Source organism: Pseudomonas sp. (genome assembly GCF_049645325.1).
Taxonomy (GTDB): domain Bacteria; phylum Pseudomonadota; class Gammaproteobacteria; order Pseudomonadales; family Pseudomonadaceae; genus Aquipseudomonas.
The window spans coordinates 1-3,415 of sequence record NZ_JBARTQ010000472.1; the positions used below are offsets into that span (position 1 = coordinate 1).

Annotated in this window: 5 protein-coding genes and 1 pseudogene; 2 read left to right on the top strand and 4 right to left on the bottom strand. The window is 56.0% G+C overall.

Annotation, left to right across the window (positions count from 1 at the left end):
• Positions 1-299 (top strand): helix-turn-helix domain-containing protein (locus tag WBB95_RS20350; protein ID WP_424489216.1); only part of this gene is annotated, 299 nt, incomplete at its 5' end.
• A 19-nt stretch (positions 300-318) separates the two neighbouring features.
• Here WBB95_RS20350 and WBB95_RS20355 read toward each other — a convergent pair.
• On the bottom strand, positions 319-945 hold the full coding sequence (locus tag WBB95_RS20355) for a response regulator (RefSeq protein ID WP_424489217.1): 627 nt from the start codon (positions 943-945) through the stop codon (positions 319-321).
• A 185-nt stretch (positions 946-1,130) separates the two neighbouring features.
• Here WBB95_RS20355 and WBB95_RS20360 point away from each other — a divergent pair, with 185 nt between their 5' ends.
• Entirely contained in the window at positions 1,131-1,532 is a 402-nt protein-coding gene (locus WBB95_RS20360; protein ID WP_424489218.1) for a hypothetical protein, read from the top strand.
• Between the two features lie 357 nt (positions 1,533-1,889).
• Here the strand turns inward: WBB95_RS20360 and WBB95_RS20365 are convergent, their stop codons facing one another.
• The 3 genes and pseudogenes from WBB95_RS20365 to WBB95_RS20375 form a co-directional block, all read right to left on the bottom strand.
• A complete protein-coding gene (locus WBB95_RS20365) occupies positions 1,890-2,039 on the bottom strand; it encodes a hypothetical protein (RefSeq protein ID WP_424489219.1) in 150 nt (49 codons plus the stop codon).
• Positions 2,039-3,151: a catalase family protein gene (locus WBB95_RS20370; RefSeq protein ID WP_424489220.1), complete on the bottom strand. Its 1,113-nt coding sequence runs from the start codon at positions 3,149-3,151 to the stop codon at positions 2,039-2,041. Before WBB95_RS20370 ends, WBB95_RS20365 begins: the two co-directional genes overlap by 1 nt.
• Before the next feature lie 26 nt (positions 3,152-3,177).
• Positions 3,178-3,415: pseudogene (locus WBB95_RS20375) on the bottom strand (aldehyde dehydrogenase); the annotation flags it as partial.

The following is a 3,415-nucleotide window of genomic DNA, read 5'->3' on the forward strand; positions in this document are numbered from 1 at the left end:
GTATCTACCTGGCGCCCGCCATGGCGGCTGAATTGAATAAACTGCCTATTCCGCAGACCGTGGATATAGATCAGGCGTTTGACGGCGACAAGGCACTGGCAGACCACCCGGAGTTGTCCCCCAAGGAAAGTGAAGTGTTGCGTTGCTGCTTGGAGGGCATGTCGGTATCGCAGATTGCCACCAAGTTCCTGCGTAGCCGCAAGACCATCAGCGGACAGAAACAGGCGGCATTTCGAAAGTTGGGAATTCGCACGGACACTGAACTGTTCAAGCTGCAGATTCACTTGAAGGACGTTTGATCGTTTTGAAAGCTTGTCGCTAGATCAATCTATTGCGTTTTGCGATGACGAACAGGTCCAACACAGACTTTACATTGAGCTTATGCAGCAGACGCGTCTTGTAGGTGCTCACCGTCTTGCTGCTGAGCAGCATGCGATCCGCAATTTCCTTATTGCTAAGCCCTTGAGCCAGTTGCTGTAAAACCCTCAATTCGCGGGTAGACAATTTTTCCAACTTGCTCTCTTCTTCGCCATTATGAATACCGGCCAGCGTGCAACACGTCTGGCTGGGAAAATAGCTGTAATTGGCATGTACCGCCCGCACGGCATTGACCACTTCACACAATTCACTCTGTTTGTTTACAAAGCCATGTGCGCCACTTTGCAGACATCGAGAAGCCATATGACCGGGTTCCTGCCCCGTCAGCACGATAATCTTGACGGCCCAATGACGCGCCACAATGCGATTGATCACCGTCAGCCCATCGATTCCAGGAATGCCAATATCAAGGATCACTGTGCACGGTTGCAGCGCCTCCAGCAGGCGCAATGCATCTGCGCCATTATCGGTCTGTGCAACTACGCTTAGCCCATCCGCTTCAAGCAAATGGGCAACCGCCATGCGTACAGCGGGGTGATCGTCGACAAGAACTATGTGATGAGACATGGCGAAGTCCAGTGAGGCAAACGGTCAAAAAATCTTAATATACTTTTCAACCGTTCAGTCAGTTAACGCCCTGGCGCGGCGTTTTTTGAGACAAGTCTCAGTTTAATTGGCGTGAATTCTTGACACCCTGGCCCTCTACTTCATTAAAGACGTTGCGTCATGCAAGTCGGCAAAGGTAACGAGCCATGGTTGACAAAAACATCAGGGTGCTGATTATCGAACCCGCGCATCAACAAGCACTTGTCATAGAAAAGATGCTTAACTTGATGGGCTATTATTGCGTTGCGGCGACAGCCACTGTAGAGGAAGGTTTACTGTTAAACCGTTATGGCCTGAGAAATTTTGATGTTTTGATCGCACCGTTTCCTGTGCTGGTACTGGAACATTGCCGGGTGACTCGATTCAAGGGGTTCAATATTCGGAATCTGTTTCTATACAGTTGTTCACCTCACGACCATGACATTCCAATCCTGGTCAAAGGGCACGCGTGCTTTCGCAGTGGTTTACCAGAGTACGACGCTCTACAAGCCTTTATGGTGAGTTTTCAACGCCACAGCGCAGCGTCGACGGTGCACGGTTCCAATTAGTTAACTGAGGCCCGTACGATTATCCATTCACAATGCGGGTGAGCCATTATCGAATAGTCACCTCACCAGCAAAGCCTCCCCGGCCTCAATCACAGGCACTCCCGTATCCCCACGCCGGCTGTTCAGCCAATGCCGGGTTCTGGGAATATCAAAAATCTGGCCTTGTTCCATCAAGGCCAGAATCAGCTCATCTGAAATCCGGTAGTGCCCACACGCCGGGCAGTCCCTCTCCTCCCATGGGCCATGGCACGGAATGCGTTCTGCAACCCCCACGCAAATCAGACAATTCATCGCGACTCCCTTCCCTAGCGTGCTTCCCTGGCATATGTCCCGATTTACCTTAGTCGGGTTCGCAAGCTACTTGCTTTCCTGCGAGTGGCCCTCTTGCATTTGCACCGACGACTTGGTGCCGTCGGTGTTGTCCTTGGTCGTATTGTCCGAATTGTCGAAACAGCCGTGCAGCATCAACAGGCTGCACAAACCGAGACAGGTGTAGAGCTTTTTCATCATGATTCTCCTTGAGAACGGGGTCCGTGCAGTGGGCAGCCGTTATGCTGCGCCCTGAACCCGGCGGACATTTCATAGGTGGGTTTGCGCACTCGCATCACGCCGCCAAGCGGGCGGTGGCTCGCCAGGCCGTGCCAGGGGCTGAACGCCATGCCGTCGTCGATGGCCTTGACGTTTTCAGCGCTCCACGCGGGCTGCGGGCCCACTTCGATTCGGGCGACGGTGACGTAAGGGCTGAGCGCTTCCGGCCACACCGCCGAGGCGTCTTCGACCGGCATTTTTTCGCGGTCGGTGGCGAGTTGCACGCGCACCTCCCATTCGCCGCCCTGCTGTTCAAAATACTGCCGCACCGCTTCGCGCAGGCCATCGGGGTTGTCGCCGAAGTCTACGTGCTTGTCGGTGAGCGCCTGCAACGCCGGTGACACCGGTACCACGGCCAGTTTTGCGTAGTAGCGCCCGTACAACACCGGTACCACGGTGTTAAAGCTTTCGCCGAGGATGTGGGTTTGCGGGTGCCCACCCAGGCTTTTGAGGGTGCCACTTTCGCCGCCCATGGCCTCGATCGTCGACTCCACACCGCGCAGCAGCGCCGAGAAGGCTTTTTTCATGCCCGGCGCCTTGTCGGTGGTTTTCGCCAACAGCTTCAGGGTTTGCAGAAACGCCTTGGGTGTCGCAGCCGTAAATGCCTTGGCGTTTTGCATGACGAAGTCCTGGGTCACTTCGCCTTCGGTGCCTGGTAATCGCGGCCCTTCAACTCCGACTATCTTGAGGGCCAGGCCCCTGGGCGTTGAAACCTTGTCATCCAGAATGTCGCCGGGGTTGGTCGAAAAGCGCAGCACCAGCGGCAGGCTGACCGGCCGGGCAAACGCCCCCTGGGCGAGTTCCGCCGGCAGGTTGTCGAGAACGGTGATACGCCCGTGCAGCAAGCCATGGGCCTTGGCGTGAACACTGCGCGTGGCGTGACCATTGTCCTTAAAGGTGGTTTCCAGAATGGAACGCAGCGCCTCGGCCAATGCCTCGCTGGTCTGTGCCTCATCGTCCGGCACCTGTTCGAACGACGGTTCGAAAGGCAAGGGTCTGACGCCTGAGTGGCTTACGGGTAGGTCGTTCATGTCGCTCTCCTCACAGGTGTTCCCGATCAGGCGCCGGGTTTGAGCACAACCTTGGTCCAGCCCTCTTCACGGGCGTCGAAATGCTTGTAGGCGTCCGGCCCTTCAGCCAGCGTCAGGCGGTGGGAAATGATCTGGGACGGGTGCGCACGGTCGTGGTGAATAAGCTCGGCCAGGCGCCGGTTGTAGACTTTGACGTTGGCCTGGCCCGTGCGGATCTGCTGGCCCTTGAACCAGAACGCGCCGAAGTCGAAGGCCATCTTGCCC

What these genes read in the sequence shown, in the direction of transcription:
- WBB95_RS20355 (WP_424489217.1), bottom strand. Translation starts at nt 945, where the DNA reads ATGTCTCATCACATAGTTCTTGTCGACGATCACCCCGCTGTACGCATG.
- WBB95_RS20365 (WP_424489219.1), bottom strand. Translation starts at nt 2,039, where the DNA reads ATGAAAAAGCTCTACACCTGTCTCGGTTTGTGCAGCCTGTTGATGCTG.
- WBB95_RS20370 (WP_424489220.1), bottom strand. Translation starts at nt 3,151, where the DNA reads ATGAACGACCTACCCGTAAGCCACTCAGGCGTCAGACCCTTGCCTTTC.
- WBB95_RS20360 (WP_424489218.1), top strand. Translation starts at nt 1,131, where the DNA reads ATGGTTGACAAAAACATCAGGGTGCTGATTATCGAACCCGCGCATCAA.